Source organism: Streptococcus symci (genome assembly GCF_006385165.1).
In the GTDB taxonomy this organism is placed as follows: domain Bacteria; phylum Bacillota; class Bacilli; order Lactobacillales; family Streptococcaceae; genus Streptococcus; species Streptococcus symci.
Window position 1 is genome coordinate 70865 of sequence record NZ_VFJA01000006.1, and the last position, 21282, is coordinate 92146.

17 protein-coding genes are annotated in these 21282 nt (G+C 41.4%); all 17 read left to right on the forward strand.

Annotated features, from left to right (window positions below; translation table 11 throughout):
• The first annotated feature begins 7 nt into the window (after positions 1 to 7).
• The 17 genes from der (at position 8) to FJN11_RS10650 (ending at position 21214) form a co-directional block, all read left to right on the forward strand.
• Positions 8 to 1318 carry a ribosome biogenesis GTPase Der gene (der, locus tag FJN11_RS10565; protein WP_001207696.1) on the forward strand — a complete coding sequence of 437 codons (1311 nt, stop codon included), beginning with the start codon at positions 8 to 10 and terminating at the stop codon, positions 1316 to 1318.
• Between the two features lie 83 nt (positions 1319 to 1401).
• Positions 1402 to 1737, forward strand: coding sequence for a hypothetical protein (locus FJN11_RS10890; protein ID WP_140224661.1), 336 nt, complete (start codon positions 1402 to 1404; stop codon positions 1735 to 1737).
• Between the two features lie 32 nt (positions 1738 to 1769).
• Positions 1770 to 2057 carry a hypothetical protein gene (locus FJN11_RS10575; RefSeq protein WP_000197495.1) on the forward strand — a complete coding sequence of 96 codons (288 nt, stop codon included), beginning with the start codon at positions 1770 to 1772 and terminating at the stop codon, positions 2055 to 2057.
• A gap of 145 nt (positions 2058 to 2202) precedes the next feature.
• Complete coding sequence (gene secA / locus FJN11_RS10580; protein WP_001274073.1) at positions 2203 to 4716, forward strand: preprotein translocase subunit SecA; 2514 nt, start codon at positions 2203 to 2205, stop codon at positions 4714 to 4716.
• Between the two features lie 80 nt (positions 4717 to 4796).
• The gene (locus FJN11_RS10585; RefSeq protein WP_140224662.1) at positions 4797 to 5828 is read left to right on the forward strand and encodes a 3-deoxy-7-phosphoheptulonate synthase; all 1032 of its coding nucleotides are present in this window, start codon (positions 4797 to 4799) and stop codon (positions 5826 to 5828) included.
• Between the two features lies 1 nt (position 5829).
• Positions 5830 to 6861: a 3-deoxy-7-phosphoheptulonate synthase gene (locus FJN11_RS10590; RefSeq protein WP_140224663.1), complete on the forward strand. Its 1032-nt coding sequence runs from the start codon at positions 5830 to 5832 to the stop codon at positions 6859 to 6861.
• A 44-nt stretch (positions 6862 to 6905) separates the two neighbouring features.
• Complete coding sequence (gene acpS / locus FJN11_RS10595; RefSeq protein ID WP_219853211.1) at positions 6906 to 7268, forward strand: holo-ACP synthase; 363 nt, start codon at positions 6906 to 6908, stop codon at positions 7266 to 7268.
• The gene (gene alr / locus FJN11_RS10600; RefSeq protein WP_140224665.1) at positions 7258 to 8361 is read left to right on the forward strand and encodes an alanine racemase; all 1104 of its coding nucleotides are present in this window, start codon (positions 7258 to 7260) and stop codon (positions 8359 to 8361) included. Before acpS ends, alr begins: the two co-directional genes overlap by 11 nt.
• Before the next feature lie 18 nt (positions 8362 to 8379).
• Positions 8380 to 10395: an ATP-dependent DNA helicase RecG gene (recG, locus tag FJN11_RS10605; RefSeq protein WP_140224666.1), complete on the forward strand. Its 2016-nt coding sequence runs from the start codon at positions 8380 to 8382 to the stop codon at positions 10393 to 10395.
• Between the two features lie 320 nt (positions 10396 to 10715).
• Positions 10716 to 11696: an acetylxylan esterase gene (locus FJN11_RS10615; protein ID WP_125409648.1), complete on the forward strand. Its 981-nt coding sequence runs from the start codon at positions 10716 to 10718 to the stop codon at positions 11694 to 11696.
• A gap of 329 nt (positions 11697 to 12025) precedes the next feature.
• The gene (locus FJN11_RS10620; protein WP_140224667.1) at positions 12026 to 15592 is read left to right on the forward strand and encodes an SIALI-17 repeat-containing surface protein; all 3567 of its coding nucleotides are present in this window, start codon (positions 12026 to 12028) and stop codon (positions 15590 to 15592) included.
• Between the two features lie 250 nt (positions 15593 to 15842).
• On the forward strand, positions 15843 to 16541 hold the full coding sequence (locus tag FJN11_RS10625) for an N-acetylmannosamine-6-phosphate 2-epimerase (RefSeq protein WP_004258578.1): 699 nt from the start codon (positions 15843 to 15845) through the stop codon (positions 16539 to 16541).
• Between the two features lie 114 nt (positions 16542 to 16655).
• Positions 16656 to 17984, forward strand: a complete 1329-nt coding sequence (locus FJN11_RS10630; protein ID WP_049492184.1) for an ABC transporter substrate-binding protein — start codon at positions 16656 to 16658, stop codon at positions 17982 to 17984.
• A gap of 221 nt (positions 17985 to 18205) precedes the next feature.
• Entirely contained in the window at positions 18206 to 19072 is an 867-nt protein-coding gene (locus FJN11_RS10635) for a carbohydrate ABC transporter permease (protein WP_161683542.1), read from the forward strand.
• 15 nt (positions 19073 to 19087) lie between these two features.
• A complete protein-coding gene (locus tag FJN11_RS10640; RefSeq protein WP_001192119.1) occupies positions 19088 to 19927 on the forward strand; it encodes a carbohydrate ABC transporter permease in 840 nt (279 codons plus the stop codon).
• 170 nt (positions 19928 to 20097) lie between these two features.
• Positions 20098 to 20550, forward strand: coding sequence for a NanQ anomerase/TabA/YiaL family protein (locus tag FJN11_RS10645; RefSeq protein ID WP_000575448.1), 453 nt, complete (start codon positions 20098 to 20100; stop codon positions 20548 to 20550).
• Positions 20551 to 20569: 19 nt separating this feature from the next.
• Positions 20570 to 21214: a DUF624 domain-containing protein gene (locus tag FJN11_RS10650; protein ID WP_140224668.1), complete on the forward strand. Its 645-nt coding sequence runs from the start codon at positions 20570 to 20572 to the stop codon at positions 21212 to 21214.
• Positions 21215 to 21282: the final 68 nt, after the last annotated feature.

A 21282-nucleotide genomic window follows, 5' to 3' on the forward strand; every position in this document is an offset into this window, starting at 1 on the left:
AGAAGTTATGGCCCTACCAACTATTGCCATTGTAGGACGTCCCAATGTTGGGAAATCAACCCTATTTAATCGGATCGCTGGTGAGCGAATCTCCATTGTAGAAGATGTCGAAGGCGTGACGCGTGACCGTATTTATGCGACGGGTGAGTGGCTCAATCGTTCCTTTAGCATGATTGATACAGGAGGGATCGATGATGTCGATGCTCCTTTCATGGAACAAATCAAGCACCAGGCAGAAATTGCCATGGAAGAAGCAGATGTTATCGTCTTTGTCGTGTCTGGTAAGGAAGGAATTACTGATGCAGACGAATACGTAGCTCGTAAGCTTTATAAGACCCACAAACCAGTTATCCTCGCAGTTAACAAGGTGGACAACCCTGAAATGCGAAATGATATCTATGATTTTTATGCTCTCGGTTTGGGTGAACCATTGCCTATCTCATCTGTCCATGGTATCGGTACAGGGGATGTGCTAGATGCCATCGTAGAAAATCTTCCAAATGAATATGAAGAAGAAAACCCAGATGTCATTAAGTTTAGCTTGATTGGTCGTCCTAACGTCGGAAAATCAAGCTTGATCAATGCTATCTTGGGAGAAGACCGTGTTATTGCCAGTCCAGTTGCTGGAACAACGCGTGACGCCATTGATACCCACTTTACAGATACAGATGGTCAAGAGTTTACCATGATTGATACGGCTGGTATGCGTAAGTCTGGTAAGGTTTATGAAAATACCGAGAAATATTCTGTCATGCGTGCCATGCGTGCTATTGACCGGTCAGATGTGGTCTTGATGGTCATCAATGCGGAAGAGGGTATTCGTGAATACGATAAGCGTATCGCAGGATTTGCCCACGAAGCTGGTAAAGGAATGATTATCGTGGTCAACAAATGGGATACACTTGAAAAAGACAACCACACTATGAAAAACTGGGAAGAAGATATTCGTGAGCAGTTCCAATACCTGCCTTACGCACCGATTATCTTTGTATCCGCTTTGACCAAGCAACGTCTCCACAAACTTCCTGAGATGATTAAGCAAATCAGTGAAAGTCAAAATACACGTATTCCATCAGCTGTCTTGAACGATGTGATCATGGATGCCATTGCCATCAACCCAACACCGACAGACAAAGGAAAACGCCTCAAGATTTTCTATGCGACCCAAGTGGCAACCAAACCACCAACCTTTGTCATCTTTGTCAATGAAGAAGAACTTATGCACTTTTCTTACTTGCGTTTCTTGGAAAATCAAATCCGCAAGGCCTTTGTCTTTGAAGGAACACCGATCCATCTCATCGCAAGAAAACGCAAATAAAAAAGTAGAATCTGGAATGACATTTCCAGATTTTTTTTGATAGAATGAAGTTGAAGAAAACGCTATCAAAAGAGGTGCTGCTGATGGAACATTTGTTTAAATTATTGCTTTTAGCACCTTACTTTTATTTTGATAACTGGATTGAAAAGGCCAACAGAAATAGTAAATTTTTCCCAATTTTTTACTATTTTTACTGGGTTTATTTTCCGCTCTTTGCCTTGCTTGGAATATTCATGGCAGTTGTTTCAATCTTTTTTATCACTATACTTTTAAAAAATTGGACAGATATCAGGTCTTGGGGTATTTGGTTTCTTTTTATTCTGCTAGCTATTAGTGTTAACAGGTTAATTTATTCTTGTTTCAAAAAAATGCTTAGACTAAGAAAGGAGTTAGGAAAGTCTAAAGTTGGAAGGTATTGATTTATATGGTTTTTATTGATAGGAGGTAGCTTATGACACGTCTAAAATCATTTATTACACGCTATTCTAAGGTCTATATTGGTTTAGTTCTGTTGATCTGGATTGCTTTCTTCTTTCTTCCTTGGGGCAGTCCGATTCTGGGGGGAAAGATTGACCTCTTCAGCATACAGAAAGTCTTGCTAGTTTTTGGTATTCTGTCTATTTTGATGGCCTTGCTGTCCAAGAAAGTCAGTCTCTTTGTTTTTGGATTGATCTGCTGTTTTTCTCTTTGGATTAATCTATTTATCCTATTTGCGATTTTGCCGATTTTTGGCAATTAAAGTATCATAAAAGTCAGAGAGGTTAGCTTGGAAACTAGCCTCTTTTTCCTTTTCAAAATGGGGATTCTTCCTTGAAAATAATCAGTAATTGTGCTAAAATTAAAAGAACATTCTAAAATATTCGGAATTTAAAGTAAGGAAAAACATGGCTAATATTTTAAAAACAATTATCGAAAATGATAAAGGAGAAATCCGTCGTCTGGAAAAGATGGCTGACAAGGTTTTCAAATACGAAGACCAAATGGCTGCTTTGACTGACGACCAACTAAAAGCAAAAACAGTTGAATTTAAAGAACGTTATCAAAATGGAGAATCACTGGATTCATTGCTTTATGAAGCATTTGCGGTTGTCCGTGAAGGTGCCAAACGTGTCCTAGGTCTCTTCCCATATAAGGTTCAGGTCATGGGGGGAATCGTTCTTCACCATGGTGACGTGCCAGAGATGCGTACAGGGGAAGGAAAAACCTTGACTGCGACCATGCCGGTATACCTCAATGCCCTTTCAGGCAAAGGGGTTCACGTAGTTACGGTCAATGAATACCTGTCAGAACGTGACGCGACTGAGATGGGGGAATTGTACTCATGGCTTGGTTTGTCAGTAGGGATTAACTTGGCTGCCAAATCCCCAATGGAGAAAAAAGAAGCCTATGAGTGTGATATTACCTACTCAACCAACTCAGAAATTGGATTTGACTACCTTCGTGACAACATGGTCGTTCGTGCTGAAAACATGGTACAACGTCCGCTTAACTATGCTTTGGTCGATGAGGTTGACTCAATCTTGATTGACGAGGCACGTACACCTTTGATCGTATCAGGTGCTAACGCAGTTGAAACCAGTCAGTTGTATCACATGGCAGACCACTATGTAAAGTCTTTGGACAAAGACGACTATATTATCGATGTGCAGTCTAAGACTATTGGTTTGTCTGATTCAGGTATTGACAAGGCTGAAAGCTACTTCAAACTTGAGAACCTCTATGATATCGAAAACGTAGCTCTGACTCACTTTATCGATAACGCCCTTCGTGCCAACTACATCATGCTTCTCGATATTGACTATGTGGTGAGCGAAGAACAAGAGATTTTGATCGTTGACCAATTTACAGGTCGTACTATGGAAGGTCGTCGTTATTCTGATGGATTGCACCAAGCTATTGAAGCTAAAGAAGGTGTGCCAATCCAGGATGAAACCAAGACATCTGCCTCAATCACTTACCAAAACCTTTTCCGTATGTACAAGAAATTGTCTGGTATGACAGGTACAGGTAAGACTGAGGAAGAAGAATTCCGTGAAATCTACAACATTCGTGTTATTCCAATCCCAACAAACCGTCCTGTTCAACGTATTGACCACTCAGACCTTCTTTATGCAAGTATCGAGGCTAAGTTTAAGGCGGTTGTCGAAGACGTTAAGGCTCGTTACCAAAAAGGTCAGCCTGTCTTGGTTGGTACAGTAGCGGTTGAAACCAGTGATTACATTTCTAAGAAATTGGTCGCAGCTGGCGTTCCTCACGAAGTCTTAAATGCTAAAAACCACTATAAAGAAGCCCAAATCATCATGAATGCTGGTCAACGTGGTGCTGTTACTATCGCAACCAACATGGCCGGTCGTGGTACCGACATCAAGCTTGGTGAAGGAGTTCGCGAATTGGGTGGACTTTGTGTGATTGGTACAGAACGCCATGAAAGCCGTCGTATCGATAATCAGCTTCGTGGACGTTCAGGTCGTCAAGGAGACCCAGGTGAGTCACAATTCTACCTATCTCTTGAAGATGACTTGATGAAACGTTTTGGTTCTGAACGCCTGAAGGGAATCTTTGAACGTCTCAACATGTCTGAAGAGGCCATTGAGTCTCGTATGTTGACACGTCAGGTTGAAGCAGCGCAAAAACGTGTCGAAGGAAATAACTACGATACCCGTAAACAAGTCCTTCAATACGATGACGTCATGCGTGAACAACGTGAGATTATCTATGCTCAACGTTACGATGTCATCACTGCAGATCGTGACTTGGCACCTGAAATTCAGGCTATGATTAAACGCACGATTGGTCGTGTCGTTGATGGTCATGCGCGTGCCAAACAAGATGAAAAACTAGAGGCAATTTTGAACTTTGCTAAGTACAACTTGCTTCCAGAAGATTCTATTACGATGGAAGACTTGTCAGGCTTGTCTGATAAGGCCATCAAGGAAGAGCTCTTCCAACGTGCTTTGCAAGTTTACGATAGTCAGGTTTCAAAACTACGCGATGAAGAAGCAGTTAAAGAATTCCAAAAAGTTTTGATTCTACGAGTGGTAGATAACAAGTGGACAGATCATATCGATGCCCTCGATCAATTGCGTAACGCGGTTGGACTTCGTGGCTATGCTCAGAATAACCCTGTTGTTGAGTATCAGGCAGAAGGTTTCCGTATGTTCAATGACATGATTGGTTCGATTGAGTTTGATGTGACACGCTTGATGATGAAAGCACAAATTCATGAACAAGAAAGACCACAAGCAGAACACCATATCAGTACAACAGCGACTCGCAATATCGCTGCCCACCAAGCAAATATACCAGAAGATTTGGATTTGAGCCAGATTGGACGGAATGAACTTTGCCCATGTGGTTCTGGTAAGAAGTTTAAAAACTGTCACGGTAAAAGACAATAAAATGAGATAGTTTAGAGGCGGATACCTTGTGAAAAGTAAATTTTTACTTGGTATCCGTTTGATTTATAAGGAGATGAGTTATGGTATTTACAGCAAAAAGTCCTAAAATTAATATTGAAGAAGTTCGTGCCTTATCAAAATTAGAAGGTCAAGCTTTGGAGAGAAAATCACAGCGCGATCAAGAGCTAGAAGCCATTATACGTGGAGAAGACCAGCGGATTCTCTTGGTAATCGGGCCATGCTCATCTGACAATGAAGAAGCTGTTCTTGAATACGCTAAGCGTTTGGCAGCTTTGCAAGAAGAAGTGGCAGACCGTATCTTTATGGTTATGCGTGTTTATACTGCCAAACCCCGTACCAACGGAGATGGCTATAAAGGCTTGATTCACCAGCCTAACGCGACAGAAGCGCCTAGTCTTATCAACGGAATCAAAGCTGTTCGCCATCTTCACTATCGTGTTATCACAGAAACAGGCATGACAACAGCTGATGAAATGCTTTATCCTGAAAATCTTCCGCTAGTGGATGATTTGATTTCTTACATGGCGGTTGGTGCTCGTTCAGTTGAAGACCAGCAACACCGCTTTGTGGCCAGTGGGGCAGATTTTGCGACTGGTTTTAAAAATCCAACCTCTGGAAATCTCAATGTTATGTTTAATGGGATTTATGCTGCTCAAAACAAACAAAGTTTCCTTTTCCTAGGAAAAGAAGTGGAAACAACTGGGAACCCACTTTCGCATGCCATTCTTCGTGGAGCGACCAATGAGTATGGTAAGAATATTCCTAACTACTACTATGATAATTTGATGGATACTATTGCCCAGTATGAGAAAATGGGCTTGGAAAATCCCTTTATCATTGTGGACACCAATCATGACAACTCTGGTAAGCAATACATGGATCAGATTCGAATTGTCCGACAGACCTTGATTAATCGTGATTGGAATGAAAAAATCAAGCAGTATGTTCGTGGTTTTATGATTGAGTCTTATCTAGAAGACGGCCGTCAAAACGAACCGGAAGTATTTGGCAAGTCTATCACGGACCCTTGCCTTGGCTGGGAAAATACGGAAGTCCTCGTCAGAGAAATCTACCAAACGCTAGGAGAATAAGATGGCATTTATTGAAAAAGGTCAAGAAATCGATATTGAAGCAATCAAGGCAGAAACTCAATTGTCTGCGGAAGCCTTGCGATTAAAGGAGCGTCGTGATAGAGAATTGGCAGACATTATTTCAGGAGAAGATGACCGGATCATTTTGGTGATTGGTCCTTGCTCGTCTGACAATGAAGAGGCTGTCTTGGAATATGCCCGCCGTTTATCTGCCTTACAGAAGAAGGTGGCGGACAAGATTTTCATGGTTATGCGTGTTTATACAGCTAAACCTCGTACCAACGGAGACGGCTATAAAGGTTTGGTTCACCAACCAGATACTTCTAAGGCTCCAAGCCTGATTAACGGCTTGCAGGCTGTGCGTCAGTTGCACTACCGCGTGATTACAGAGACTGGTTTGACAACGGCAGATGAGATGCTTTACCCGTCAAATCTGGTCTTAGTAGATGATTTGGTCAGCTACCATGCTGTTGGGGCTCGTTCTGTGGAAGACCAAGAGCACCGCTTTGTGGCCTCAGGAATTGATGCACCAGTGGGGATGAAAAATCCAACTTCTGGAAACCTTGGGGTCATGTTTAACGGTATCTATGCCGCTCAGAACAAACAAACCTTCCTCTTTCATGGTCAAGAAGTTGAAACTTCAGGAAATCCCTTGGCTCACGTCATCCTTCGTGGTGCAGTTAATGAATATGGGAAAAATGAGCCTAACTTTTACTATGAAACTTTGCTAAATGCCATTGAACGTTATGAGACAATGGGACTTGAAAATCCCTTTATCCTCATTGATACCAACCATGATAATTCTGGCAAGCAATATATGGAGCAGATTAGAATTGTTCGCCAGACCTTGCAAAATCGTGATTGGAATGAGAAGATTAAAAAGACAGTTCGAGGCTTTATGATTGAATCTTACCTAGCAGATGGTCGTCAAAACCAACCAGAGGTCTTTGGCTGCTCTATTACCGATCCTTGCCTAGGTTGGGAAAATACAGAGGCCTTGGTAGAAGAAATCTATGCTACCTTGACAAAATAAGTGAAAAGGATGGAGTTGGGGAATCTCAACTCCTTTTGATGAGAATGATAGTTGGACACGGAATTGACATCGAAGAATTGGCTTCGATAGAAAGCGCAGTTACACGACATGAAGGCTTTGCTAAGCGCGTTCTGACCGCTAAGGAAATGGAACGATTTAACAGTCTTAAAGGACGCAGGCAAATAGAATATTTAGCTGGTCGCTGGTCGGCTAAAGAAGCCTTTTCCAAGGCTATGGGAACGGGTATTGGCAAGATTGGTTTCCAAGATTTGGAAGTATTGAACAATGAACGCGGGGCGCCTTATTTTAGTCAGGCACCATTTTCAGGAAAGATTTGGCTGTCTATCAGCCATACCGATCAGTTTGTGACAGCCAGTGTCATTTTGGAGGAAAATCATGAAAGCTAGTCCACATAGACCAACCAAGGCTCTGATTCATCTGGGAGCTATTCGATACAATATTCAGCAAATGGGGGCTCATATCCCTCAAGGAACGCTCAAGTGGGCTGTGGTCAAGGCCAATGCCTATGGTCATGGGGCTGTTGCTGTTGCGACGGCAATTCAAGATGATGTTGATGGCTTTTGTGTTTCCAATATTGATGAAGCCATTGAACTCAGACATGCTGGACTCGGAAAACGAATCCTTATTTTAGGAGTTTCTGATCTAGAAGCTGTTTCTCTTGCTAAAGAATACGATATCACCTTGACTGTGGCTGGACTGGAGTGGATTCAAGCACTCTTAGTTAAGGAAGCTGATTTAGCTGGTTTGACAGTCCACCTCAAGATTGATTCAGGAATGGGACGGATTGGTTTTAGAGAGGCTCGTGAAGCTGAGCAGGCTCAAGACTTGCTCCAACAACATGGTGCTCGTGTTGAAGGGATTTTCACCCACTTTGCGACTGCAGACGAGGAATTAGACGACTACTTTAATGAGCAGTTAGAACGGTTTAAAACCATTCTGTCAAGTATGAAAGGTCTCCCAGAGCTGGTTCATGCCAGTAATTCGGCAACGACTCTTTGGCATGCAGAGACCATTTTTAACGCCGTCCGTATGGGAGATGCCATGTATGGTCTGAATCCTAGCGGAGAGGTTTTGGACTTACCCTATGACTTGAAACCAGCCTTGACCTTGGAATCTGCTCTAGTTCATGTCAAGACAGTTCCATCTGGAGCTTGCATGGGCTACGGAGCGACCTATCAGGCAGATAGCGAGCAAGTCATTGCGACGGTGCCAATCGGTTATGCGGATGGTTGGACACGTGACATGCAGAATTTCTTTGTCTTGGTAGATGGACAAGCTTGCCCAATCGTCGGACGAGTTTCTATGGACCAGATTACTATTCGATTGCCTAAGCCTTACCCACTTGGAACCAAGGTAACCTTGATTGGCTCCAACGGGGACAAGGAGATCACAGCTACTCAGGTTGCGACCTATCGTGGGACTATTAATTATGAGGTGGTTTGTCTTCTCAGCGATCGCATTCCGAGAGAATATTATTAGAAAAGAAAGGAGTGGAGCATGAATCTACATCAACCCTTGCATGTCTTACCTGGTGTGGGACCAAAGTCAGCAGAGAAATACGCCAAACTAGGAATTGAAAACTTGCAAGACCTCTTGCTCTACTTTCCTTTCCGTTATGAAGACTTCAAAACCAAGCAAGTATTGGAACTAGAGGACGGGGAGAAGGCAGTCCTATCTGGTCAAGTCGTGACTCCTGCCAGTGTCCAGTATTATGGATTCAAGCGCAATCGTCTGCGCTTTAGCCTCAAGCAGGGAGAAGTCGTTTTTGCGGTGAATTTCTTTAACCAGCCCTATCTAGCAGATAAGATAGATTTGGGAGCAACCCTTGCTGTCTTTGGGAAATGGGACCGAGCCAAGGCTAGTCTGACTGGGATGAAGGTCCTAGCTCAGGTGGAAGATGACCTCCAACCTGTTTATCGCTTGGCTCAGGGAATCAGTCAGGCCAGTCTGGTCAAGGTTATTAAGACGGCCTTTGATCAGGGATTGGACCTCTTGATTGAGGAAAATCTTCCCCAGTCTTTGCTGGACAAATACAAACTCATGTCCCGTTGTCAGGCCGTTCGTGCCATGCATTTCCCCAAGGATTTGGCAGAATACAAGCAGGCCCTTCGCCGTATCAAGTTTAAGGAACTTTTTTATTTCCAAATGCAGTTGCAGACGCTCAAGTCTGAAAATAGAGTTCAGGGAAGCGGTTTGGTTTTGAACTGGTCTCAGAAAAAAGTGACAGAAGTAAAAGAAAGGCTGCCTTTTGCCCTGACCCCAGCTCAAGAAAAAAGTTTGCAGGAAATTTTAACCGATATGAAGTCGGATCACCACATGAATCGTCTCCTACAAGGGGATGTGGGGAGCGGAAAAACGGTGGTTGCTGGCTTGGCCATGTTTGCGGCGGTGACAGCTGGCTACCAATCAGCCCTCATGGTACCAACAGAAATCCTTGCAGAGCAACATTTTGAGAGTCTACAGAGTCTCTTCCCAGACTTGAAACTGGCTCTTTTGACAGGTTCCTTGAAAGCTGCAGAAAAGAGAGAAGTCTTGGAGACTATTGCCAAGGGTGAGGCTGATTTGATTATCGGAACTCACGCTCTAATACAGGATGGGGTGGATTATGCTCGTCTGGGCTTGATTATCATCGATGAGCAGCACCGCTTTGGTGTAGGGCAAAGGCGTGTTCTGAGAGAAAAAGGCGACAACCCAGATGTCCTCATGATGACGGCGACTCCCATACCACGAACCTTGGCTATCACAGCCTTTGGAGATATGGATGTTTCCATTATTGACCAGATGCCAGCAGGGCGAAAGCCTATTGTGACACGCTGGATCAAACATGAGCAACTGCCTCAGGTCTTGACTTGGTTAGAGGGAGAAATCCAAAAAGGCTCACAAGCCTATGTCATCTCTCCCTTAATTGAAGAATCAGAAGCTCTGGATTTGAAAAATGCTATTGCTTTATCTGAGGAATTGACGGCTCATTTTGCAGGTAAGGCAGAAGTGGCTCTTCTACATGGTAAGATGAAGAGTGACGAAAAAGACCAGATTATGCAGGAGTTCAAAGAGCAAAAAACGGCTATTCTGGTTTCGACAACGGTTATCGAGGTTGGGGTCAATGTTCCCAATGCGACCGTTATGATTATCATGGATGCCGATCGCTTCGGTCTCAGCCAGCTTCACCAGCTTAGAGGTCGTGTGGGTCGGGGAGATAAGCAGTCTTATGCAGTTCTCGTTGCCAATCCTAAGACGGATTCTGGGAAAGACCGCATGCGCATCATGACAGAAACGACCAATGGATTTGTCCTTGCGGAGGAAGATTTGAAAATGCGTGGTTCAGGTGAGATTTTTGGAACCAGACAGTCAGGTCTTCCAGAGTTCCAAGTGGCTGATATTATCGAAGATTTTCCGATTTTAGAAGAAGCCAGAAAAGTTGCTAGTTACATTAGTTCGATAGAAGCTTGGCAAGAGGATCCAGAATGGCGCATGATTGCCCTTCATTTGGAAAAGAAAGAACATCTAGATTAAGCTTTCTCTAAGGAAATCTTAAGCTAGCTTTTAGGTTAGCCCCTTATACTAGAGTCATCAAAAAGAAACGAGGACTCTCACATGACCGTAACGATTAAAGTAAATTACCAAACCACTTTCCAAAAGAAAGAAGCAAAAAACTAAGACTGAATAGGAGAAGAAAGAGCGAAATGCTCTTTTTTTGTTTCTAAAACTACTTTCAGCCCATCATCCTAAAAGTAGAGAATCTAAAATCTCTTTCTATTTGTCCTTCTTTCTTGCATTGCTTACTTAGATATGCTACAGTTGTGGTAGCGATTACAAAAATGAAGGAGCATATTATGAAAAATCCAGCTTTGTTAGAAGAAATCAAGACTTATAGAGGAAGGGATGAGGTTCCAGAAGATTTTGATGCTTTCTGGGATGAGGAAGTGAAAAAAGTTTCAACGCTTCCAGCCTACCACTTGGAGGAAAGAGATTTTCACATCCCTCAAGTCAAGTGCTATGAGTTAACATTTGAAGGAAGCAAGGAAGGCAAGGTCTATGCACGCGTCGTTCTTCCAAAGAGTGAAGGGAAGGTTCCGATAATCTTCCATTTCCATGGCTATATGGGACGTGGCTGGGATTGGGTTGATATGCTGACCTTCACCGTAGCTGGTTACGGTGTTGTTTCCATGGATGTGCGGGGTCAGTCAGGTTATTCGCAAGACGGTTTACGTTCTCCTTTAGGAAATACGGTTAAGGGACATATTATCCGTGGGGCTGTGGAAGGTCGGGATCATCTCTTTTATAAGGATGTTTATCTGGATATTTACCAGTTGGTCGAAATTGTTGCTAGTCTACCTCAGGTAGATGAGAAGCGCCTTTCTAGCTATGGTGCTTCACAAGGAGGGGCTCTAGCCTTGGTTGCGGCAGCGCTCAATCCTCGGATTCAGAAAACAGTTGCCATCTATCCTTTCTTGTCAGACTTCAGACGAGTGCTTGAGATTGGTAATACAAGTGAAGCCTATGACGAACTTTTCCGTTATTTCAAGTTTCACGACCCCTTCCACGAAACTGAGGAGGAAATCATGGCGACCCTTGCCTATATCGATGTGAAAAATCTTGCCCATCGTATCAAGGGTGAGGTTAAGATGATTACGGGCTTGGACGATGATGTTTGCTATCCTATTACCCAGTTTGCGATTTACAACCGTCTGACCTGTGACAAGTCCTATCTTATCATGCCAGAGTATGCCCATGAAGCTATGAATGTTTTTGTCAATGACCAAGTTTACAACTGGCTCTGTGGTAGTGAGATTTCTTTTAAGTATATAAAGTGATGAATGAGAGAGCCAGTAGCTCTCTTTTTTGTTATAAATGTTGAAAGTACTTTTAAAAATATTAAAATATTAAAATATTTCTGAAAGTAAAATCTATTCTATGACAAGCTTGAGATAAACCTATGACTTTATTGTATAATAAAGAAAAAGTCTCTAGGAAAGGAGTGAAAGAGCTACTGTTTGGATTACAGCTAGCTAAATTTTGAAAGAGAGAAGGAGAGGAACTCTCGTTTATTAATTACTTTCTTGTGTTTTCCTATGGTCGGGAGTAAAAATTTTAAAACAAAAAGAAAGCGCTTTATTTTTTGGTGATATTGAAAGGTAGAAAGATGAATCAGAAGAATTATGACAGAAAACAAAGATATGGTATTCGTAAATTTGCAGTGGGTGTAGCCTCTGTAACCATTGGTGCTGTGGTGTTTGGAGTAAATCCTGTATTGGCAAATGAACAAGGAAACTCAACTGTAACTGCAGCTGAAAATAATAATCAAGGTTTATCAGAATTACCAAAAGAAGCTTCTTCAGGAAGTCTTGCTCATTTAGATAGCGAATTAGCTGGAAAATTGGCAACAGCAAAAGACAATGGTGTGGAAGTTGATCAGGATAAGTTGAAGAAAAATGAGACTACTGAAGCAGAGACAACCACTCCATCAAATACACCTGCAGCTGACAATACACCAGCTCCTGCTGATAAACCAGAAACAGATTCTGCAACTACAGAAGCAAGTAACAAGGACCAAGATAAAGAAGAAGAGGGAGTACTTCCTCGAGATTATTACGCTAGAGACATCGCAAATGCAACTCCAGTAGTGGAAAAAGAAGATGTTGAAACAAATTCGAAGAATGGTCAGCGTGTAGATTTAGCTAGTGAATTAAATGCATTGAAGAAACTTCAAAATGCGACCATTCATATGGAATTCAAGCCAGATGCCAAAGCTCCAGATTTTTATAATCTATTCTCAGTGTCTAGTGATAAGAAAAAAGATGAGTACTTCACCATGGCTGTTCTCAATAATACAGCCTTAATTGAGGGACGTGATGCTAATGGAACACAATTTTATGATAAATATACGGATGCTCCATTGAAAATTAAGCCTGGGCAGTGGAATTCAGTTACCTTTACTGTTGAAAGACCGAATGCAGAAAATCCAGGAGGAAAAGTTAGACTCTATGTAAATGGAGTTTTATCTCGTACCAGTTTGAAGTCTGGTAAATTTATCAAGGATATGCCAGATATTACCCATGCTCAACTTGGTGCAACAAATCGGGCAGGGAAATCAGTTTGGGGAGCAAATTTACAGGTTCGTAATTTAAGTGTTTATGATCGTGTATTAACTCCAGAGGAAGTTCAAAAACGGAGCCAATTGTTTGAGAGATCTGATTTGGAACAAAAGCTACCAGAAGGGGCTAAAGTTACTGAAAAACAAGATGTCTTTGAAGGTGGTATGCATAACAAACCAAATAAAGATGGTATTAAGAGTTATCGTATTCCTGCACTTCTTAAGACAGATAAAGGTACTTTGATTGCTGGTGCAGATGAGAGACGCTTGCATCACTCTGACTGGGGTGATATCGGTATGGTCGTCAGACGAAGTGAGGATAAGGGGAAAACATGGAGCGATCGAGTAACGATTACAAATTTACGAGACAATCCAAAAGCTTCTAATCCATCAATCGGTTCACCAGTGAACATCGATATGGTTTTGGTTCAAGATCCTGCAACAAAACGAATTTTTTCGATCTATGATATGTTCCCAGAAGGGCAAGGAATCTTTGGAATGGCTGCTCAAAGAGAAGAAGCCTATAAACAAATCGATGGAAAAACTTACCAAATCCTCTACAAAGAAGGCGAAGAAGGTTCCTACACAATTCGCGAAAATGGTACAGTGTATACACCAGATGGCAAAGCAACAGATTACCGTGTTGTTGTAAATCCAATGAAACCAGCTTATAGTGATAAGGGAGATCTGTATCAAGGGAATCAACTATTAGGAAATATTTATTTCACAAGCAATAAAACGTCTCCATTTAGAGTTGCTAAGGATTCTTATCTATGGATGTCTTACAGTGATGATGATGGTAAGACTTGGTCAGCCCCTCAAGATATTACCCCAATGGTAAAAGCTGATTGGATGAAATTCTTAGGGGTTGGGCCTGGAACAGGAATTACTCTTCATACCGGACCTCATAAAGGTCGAATCATTGTACCTACTTATACAACTAATCAGACCAACCACTTAAACGGTTCTCAATCATCTCGGGTTATCTACTCAGATGACCATGGTAAGACTTGGCATATGGGAGGTGGTGTGAATGACCATCGTACGCTGACTGATGGCACTGTGATTGACTCAAGTACCATGAGTAATTATTATGCTCAAAATACCGAGTCCTCTGTTGTACAGTTAAATAATGGAGATCTCAAGCTCTTCATGCGTGGCTTGACAGGGGACCTTCAAGTTGCTACTAGTAAAGATGGTGGAGTAACTTGGGAAAATGATATAAAACGTTATGCGGATGTCAAGGATGTTTATGTTCAATTGGCTGCTATTCATACGATGCATGATGGAAAAGAGTATATTGTTCTTAGTAATGCAGGTGGACCAGGACGTTTCAACGGTTTGGTACACTTAGCCCGTGTCGAAGAAAATGGAGAGCTGACTTGGCTTAAGCATAATCCTATTCAAAGTGGTAAGTTTGCCTACAATTCTATTCAAGATCTCGGGAATGGCGAATATGGATTGCTTTATGAGCATGCAGATAACAACCAAAACGAATATACCTTGTCTTATAAGAAATTTAATTGGGATTTCTTAAGCAAGGATATGGTTTCTCCAACCGAAGCAAAAGTTACACATGCAGTTCATATGGGGCAAGGCATTATTGCCATGGAATTTGATTCAGAAGTATTGGTCAATCAAGCACCAACATTACAGCTTGCAAATGGTAAGACGGCTACGTTTATGACGCAGTATGACACAAAGACTCTATTGTTTACAGTAGATCCTGAGGATATTGGTCAAAAAGTTACAGGCTTAGCAGAAGGAGCTATCGAAAGTATGCATAATTTGCCTGTTTCAGTAGTTGGTTCTAAAATTACTCATGGTGTAAATGGAAGCGAAGCTGCAACAAATGAAGTTTCAGAATTTACAGGTGGAGTTAATGGCGTTGAGGCTGCAGTAACTGAAGAAGCTCCTGAATATACAGGTCCATTGGCAACAGTGGGAGAAGAACCAGCACCAACAGTAGAAAAACCAGAATTTACAGATGGAGTTAATGGCGAAGAAGGCGCAGTTGCGGCAGAAGTTCCTGAATATACTGGTTCTCTTGCAACAGTAGGAGAAGAATCAGCTCCAACAGTAGAAAAAACGGAATTCACAGGAGGCGTAAATGCAGTTCTAGCAGCTTCAAATGAGGTTCCTGAATATACCGGAGGTGCTAACTTTGTCTTGGCGGCTTCAAATGAGGTTCCTGAATATACCGGAGGTGCTAATTTTGTCTTGGCAGCTTCAAATGAAGTTCCTGAATATACCGGAGGTGCTAATTTTGTCTTAGCAGCTTCAAATGAGGTTCCTGAATATAAAGGAGGTGCTAACTTTGTCTTGGCAGCTTCAAATGACCTTCCTGAGTATAAAGGAGGTGTCAACGGCGCTGAGGCGGCAGTCCATGAAGTGCCAGAGTACAAGGGAGAAACCAAACCAGTCTTAGCAGCTGCAAACGAACGTCCAGCTAAGAAATTATCTCTTGGACAAGGTGCTACTTATCAAGCACCAGCGGCTAAACAAAATGAGCTTCCAAATACTGGAAGCAAAGAAAATACAACCTTTATTTCTCTAGGATTAGTGGCAGGTCTCTTATCTGTTTTGACATTTGGGAAGAAACGAAAAGAAGACTAGGTCTTGAATAAAATGAATTTTGCTCATCGTTAATGATAAAAGAGATGGCCCATTTGAAAGATGGCTATCTCTTTTTAATCATTTTATAAGGTAAGTGAACAGAAAACAAGACGGAGCTGAAACTACTTTCAGAAACTGCTGTTCTATAAAATACTTTTGAAACTGAAATCTATTCTACCACAAAGTATTGAAAGCGCTTTAAAAATAATATATAATGAACCCATAAGAACAAAGAAAAGGAGGAAAGAGGATGCCACAGATTACTAAAGAGGCCTTGATTGCACAAATCAAAGATGGAATCATCGTTTCTTGTCAGGCCCTTCCTCACGAACCGCTTTATACAGAAGCGGGAGGAGTCATTCCCTTGCTGGTCAAAGCGGCTGAGCAAGGTGGAGCAGTCGGTATCCGAGCAAATAGTGTTCGTGATATCAAGGAAATCAAGGAGGTCACCAACCTTCCAATCATTGGGATAATAAAACGAGATTATCCACCGCAAGAACCCTTCATCACTGCTACTATGAAAGAAGTTGATGAATTGGCAGAACTTGACATCGAGGTGATTGCTCTGGATTGTACCAAGCGTGAACGCTATGATGGTTTAGAGATTCAAGACTTCATACGTCAGGTTAAGGAGAAATATCCTAACCAGCTCTTGATGGCTGATACAAGTACTTTCGAGGAAGGATTGGCAGCTGTTGAAGCAGGAATTGACTTTGTCGGAACAACTTTATCAGGATACACATCTTACAGTCCAAAAGTGGATGGTCCCGATTTTGAATTAATCAAAAAACTCTGTGATGCTGGCGTGGATGTCATTGCAGAAGGAAAAATTCATACACCAGAACAAGCCAAACAAATCCTGGGATATGGAGTGCGAGGCATCGTTGTAGGTGGCGCTATTACTAGACCAAAAGAGATTACAGAACGCTTCGTTGCTGGTCTTAAATAACACAATCTCAAAAAAGAGGAGAGTGGTGGATGCGTCGGATGAAATGAAAACGTATACAAGTTCAATCTTACTCATTATCCAATATGGATACGCTTATCAATTAGGAGAATACAAATGAAATTTAGAAAACTAGCTTGTACAGTACTTGCGGGTGCTGCGGTTCTTGGCCTTGCTGCATGTGGTAATTCTGGCGGAAGTAAAGATGCTGGAAAATCTGGTAGCGATAGCGGAAAAACAGAAATCACTTGGTGGGCATTCCCAGTCTTCACTCAAGAAAAAACTGGTGACGGTGTTGGAACATATGAAAAATCAATCATCGAAGCTTTTGAAAAAGCAAATCCAGATGTAAAAGTGAAATTGGAAACCATCGACTTCAAGTCAGGTCCTGAAAAAATCACAACAGCTATTGAAGCAGGAACAGCTCCAGACGTACTTTTTGACGCACCAGGACGTATCATCCAATACGGTAAAAACGGTAAATTGGCTGAGTTGAACGACCTCTTCACAGACGAATTCGTCAAAGATGTTAACAACGAAAATATCGTACAAGCAAGTAAAGCTGGAGACAAAGCTTACATGTATCCAATTAGTTCAGCACCATTCTACATGGCTATGAATAAGAAAATGTTGGAAGAAGCTGGAGTTGCAAACCTTGTAAAAGAAGGTTGGACTACTGATGATTTTGAAAAAGTTTTGAAAGCACTTAAAGATAAAGGCTACACACCAGGTTCATTGTTCAGTTCTGGTCAAGGGGGAGACCAAGGAACACGTGCCTTCATTGCAAACCTTTATGGAGCTTCTGTAACAGATAAAGATGTAACAAAATATACAACTGATGATCCTAAATTCGTCAAAGGTCTTGAAAAAGCAGCTAGCTGGATTAAAGACGGTTTGTTGAACAATGGTTCACAATTTGACGGTGGAGCAGATATCCAAAACTTTGCCAACGGTCAAACATCTTACACAATCCTTTGGGCACCAGCTCAAAACGGTATCCAAGCTAAACTCTTGGAAGCAAGTAAAGTAGAAGTGGTAGAAGTACCATTCCCATCAGATTCAGGTAAACCAGCTCTTGAATACCTTGTAAATGGATTTGCAGTATTCAACAATAAAGACGACAAGAAAGTTGCAGCATCTAAGAAATTCGTTCAATTCATCGCGGATGACAAAGAATGGGGTCCAAAAGACGTCGTTCGTACAGGTGCCTTCCCAGTTCGTACATCATTTGGCAAACTTTATGAAGACAAACGTATGGAAACCATCAGTGGTTGGACTAAATACTACTCACCATACTACAACACTATCAATGGTTTTGCTGAAATGAGAACACTTTGGTTCCCAATGTTGCAATCTGTATCAAATGGTGACGAAAAACCAGCGGATGCTTTGAAAGCCTTCACTGAAAAAGCTAACGAAACAATTAAAAAAGCTACAAAACAATAAGCACTAAATCAGATTGACTCCTCCCTTTTCCCTGTGCATAGTCTATGTAAGAAAAGGGAGGATTTTGTTTGAAATGTAAGGAACTGTCACGAAATTAAAATGAAGTTCTTACATAAGCGAATCTTAAAAAATTTCATTTTGATTTTAAAACAGTTTAAGAAAATCCAAAATATTCTATTTGTGAAAGAGAGGTGCCGACTGTGAAAGTCAATAAAATTCGTATGCGGGAAACAGTGATTTCCTATGCTTTCCTAGCACCAGTATTATTCTTCTTTGTCATCTTTGTATTAGCCCCTATGATTATGGGATTCATTACAAGTTTCTTTAACTACTCAATGACTAAATTTGAGTTTGTGGGCTTGGACAACTACATTCGCATGTTTAAAGACCCTGTCTTTATGAAGTCTTTGATCAATACCGTGATTCTGGTTATTGGATCTGTACCAGTTGTTGTTCTGTTTTCACTCTTTGTAGCATCTCAGACCTATCATCAAAATGCCATTGCTAGATCCTTCTACCGTTTCGTATTCTTCCTTCCTGTTGTAACAGGTAGTGTTGCCGTAACAGTTGTTTGGAAATGGATCTATGACCCACTATCAGGAATTTTAAACTTTGTCCTTAAGTCAAGCCACATCATCAGCCAGAACATTTCTTGGTTGGGAGATAAAAACTGGGCTTTGATGGCGATTATGATTATCCTTTTGACTACATCTGTTGGTCAGCCGATTATCCTTTATATCGCTGCCATGGGAAATATTGACAATTCATTGGTTGAAGCAGCGCGTGTTGATGGTGCGACTGAATTGCAAGTGTTCTGGAAGATTAAATGGCCTAGCCTCCTTCCAACAACACTTTATATCGCAATCATTACAACAATCAACTCATTCCAGTGTTTCGCCTTGATTCAGCTTTTGACTTCAGGTGGTCCAAACTACTCAACAAGTACACTTATGTACTACCTTTACGAAAAAGCCTTCCAATTGACAGAATACGGCTATGCCAACACCATCGGTGTCTTCTTGGCAGTTATGATTGCTATCGTAAGCTTTGTTCAATTTAAAGTACTTGGAAACGACGTAGAATACTAAAGAAAGGAGACAGCTATGCAATCTACACAAAAGAAACCTTTAACAGCCTTCACTGTTATTTCAACTATTATCTTGCTCTTGTTGACCGTGCTGTTCATCTTTCCATTCTACTGGATTTTGACAGGTGCCTTCAAATCACAGCCTGACACCATTATGATTCCGCCACAATGGTTCCCTAAAATGCCAACAATGGAAAACTTCCAACAACTCATGGTGCAAAATCCTGCTATGCAGTGGATGTGGAACTCTGTGTTTATCTCATTGGTAACCATGTTCTTAGTTTGTGCGACCTCTTCTTTAGCAGGTTATGTATTGGCTAAAAAACGTTTCTATGGGCAACGCATTCTATTTGCAATCTTCATTGCAGCCATGGCACTTCCAAAACAAGTTGTCCTTGTACCATTGGTACGTATCGTCAACTTCATGGGAATCCATGATACTCTTTGGGCAGTTATCCTGCCTTTGATTGGATGGCCATTCGGGGTCTTCCTCATGAAACAATTCAGTGAGAATATCCCTACAGAATTGCTTGAATCAGCTAAAATCGATGGTTGTGGTGAGATTCGTACTTTCTGGAGTGTAGCCTTTCCAATTGTGAAACCAGGATTTGCAGCCCTTGCAATCTTTACCTTCATCAACACTTGGAACGACTACTTCATGCAGTTGGTTATGTTGACTTCACGTAACAACTTGACCATCTCACTCGGTGTTGCGACTATGCAGGCTGAAATGGCAACCAACTATGGTTTGATTATGGCGGGTGCCGCTCTTGCAGCAGTTCCAATCGTAACAGTCTTCTTAGTCTTCCAAAAATCCTTCACTCAAGGTATTACTATGGGAGCTGTTAAAGGATAAGAAAAGTAAACAAGTATATCAAGATTGCGGAAGTGGTCTTGACATACTATGGAAATATAGAGTTATAAGTGTCTACAAAATGTTGGGTATTTGCTTACCTTAGAGATTTTGTTAGACACTTATAAACTTAAGAATGATTTTAGTTAACTATCAGAAACGAAGGAAAGAGTATGATTTTTGATGATTTGAAAAACATCACCTTTTACAAAGGGATTCATCCCAATCTAGACAAGGCTATCGATTATCTCTACCAGCATCGTAAAGATTCATTTGAACTAGGTAAGTATGAGATTGACGGAGATAAAGTCTTTCTAGTTGTTCAGGAAAATGTCCTCAATCAAGCTGAAAATGATCAATTTGAGCATCATAAGAACTATGCAGACTTGCATTTGCTGGTAGAAGGACATGAATATTCGAGCTACGGTTCACGTATCAAAGACGAGGCAGTAGCATTCGACGAAGCAAGTGACATTGGCTTTGTTCATTGTCATGAACATTACCCACTCTTGTTGGGTTATCACAATTTTGCGATTTTCTTCCCAGGAGAACCTCACCAGCCAAATGGCTATGCAGGTATGGAAGAGAAGGTTCGCAAATATCTCTTTAAAATTTTGATTGATTAAAAAATCAGGAGGAGCAAACATGGCACAAAAAGGAGTAAGCCTTATCAAGGCAGCATTTGATACAGATAACTTTCTCATGCGTTTTAGTGAGAAGGTCTTGGATATCGTGACAGCCAATCTTCTTTTTGTCGTCACTTGTTTGCCCATCGTGACGATTGGAGTAGCTAAAATTAGCCTCTACGAGACTATGTTTGAGATTAAGAAGAGCAGACGTGTACCTGTCTTTAAAATCTATCTAAGAGCTTTCAAGGAAAATCTGAAACTAGGTCTTCAGTTAGGTCTGCTTGAGTTGGGCATTGTTTTGTTGAGTCTTTTAGACCTCTATCTCTTCTGGGGTCAGACAGCTATGCCTTTCCAAATGGTAAAAGCTATTTGTCTAGGTATTCTTATCTTCCTCACTATCGTGATGTTGGCTAGCTATCCCATAGCTGCACGCTATGATTTGACTTGGAAAGAAGTCTTACAAAAAGGACTTATCTTGGCAAGTTTTAACTTTCCTTGGTTCTTCCTTATGTTAGCCATTCTCTTTCTCATTGTGATGGTTCTTTATCTGTCCGCCTTCAGTTTGCTTTTAGGTGGCTCAGCCTTCCTGCTTTTTGGGTTTGGACTCTTGGTCTTTATCCAGACTGGATTGATGGAGAAAATTTTCGCAAAATACCAATAGCATGGCTTGTCTATGAAACTACTTTCAAGCCCTAAACATTTCAAAATTCATATCGAAACTAAAATCTA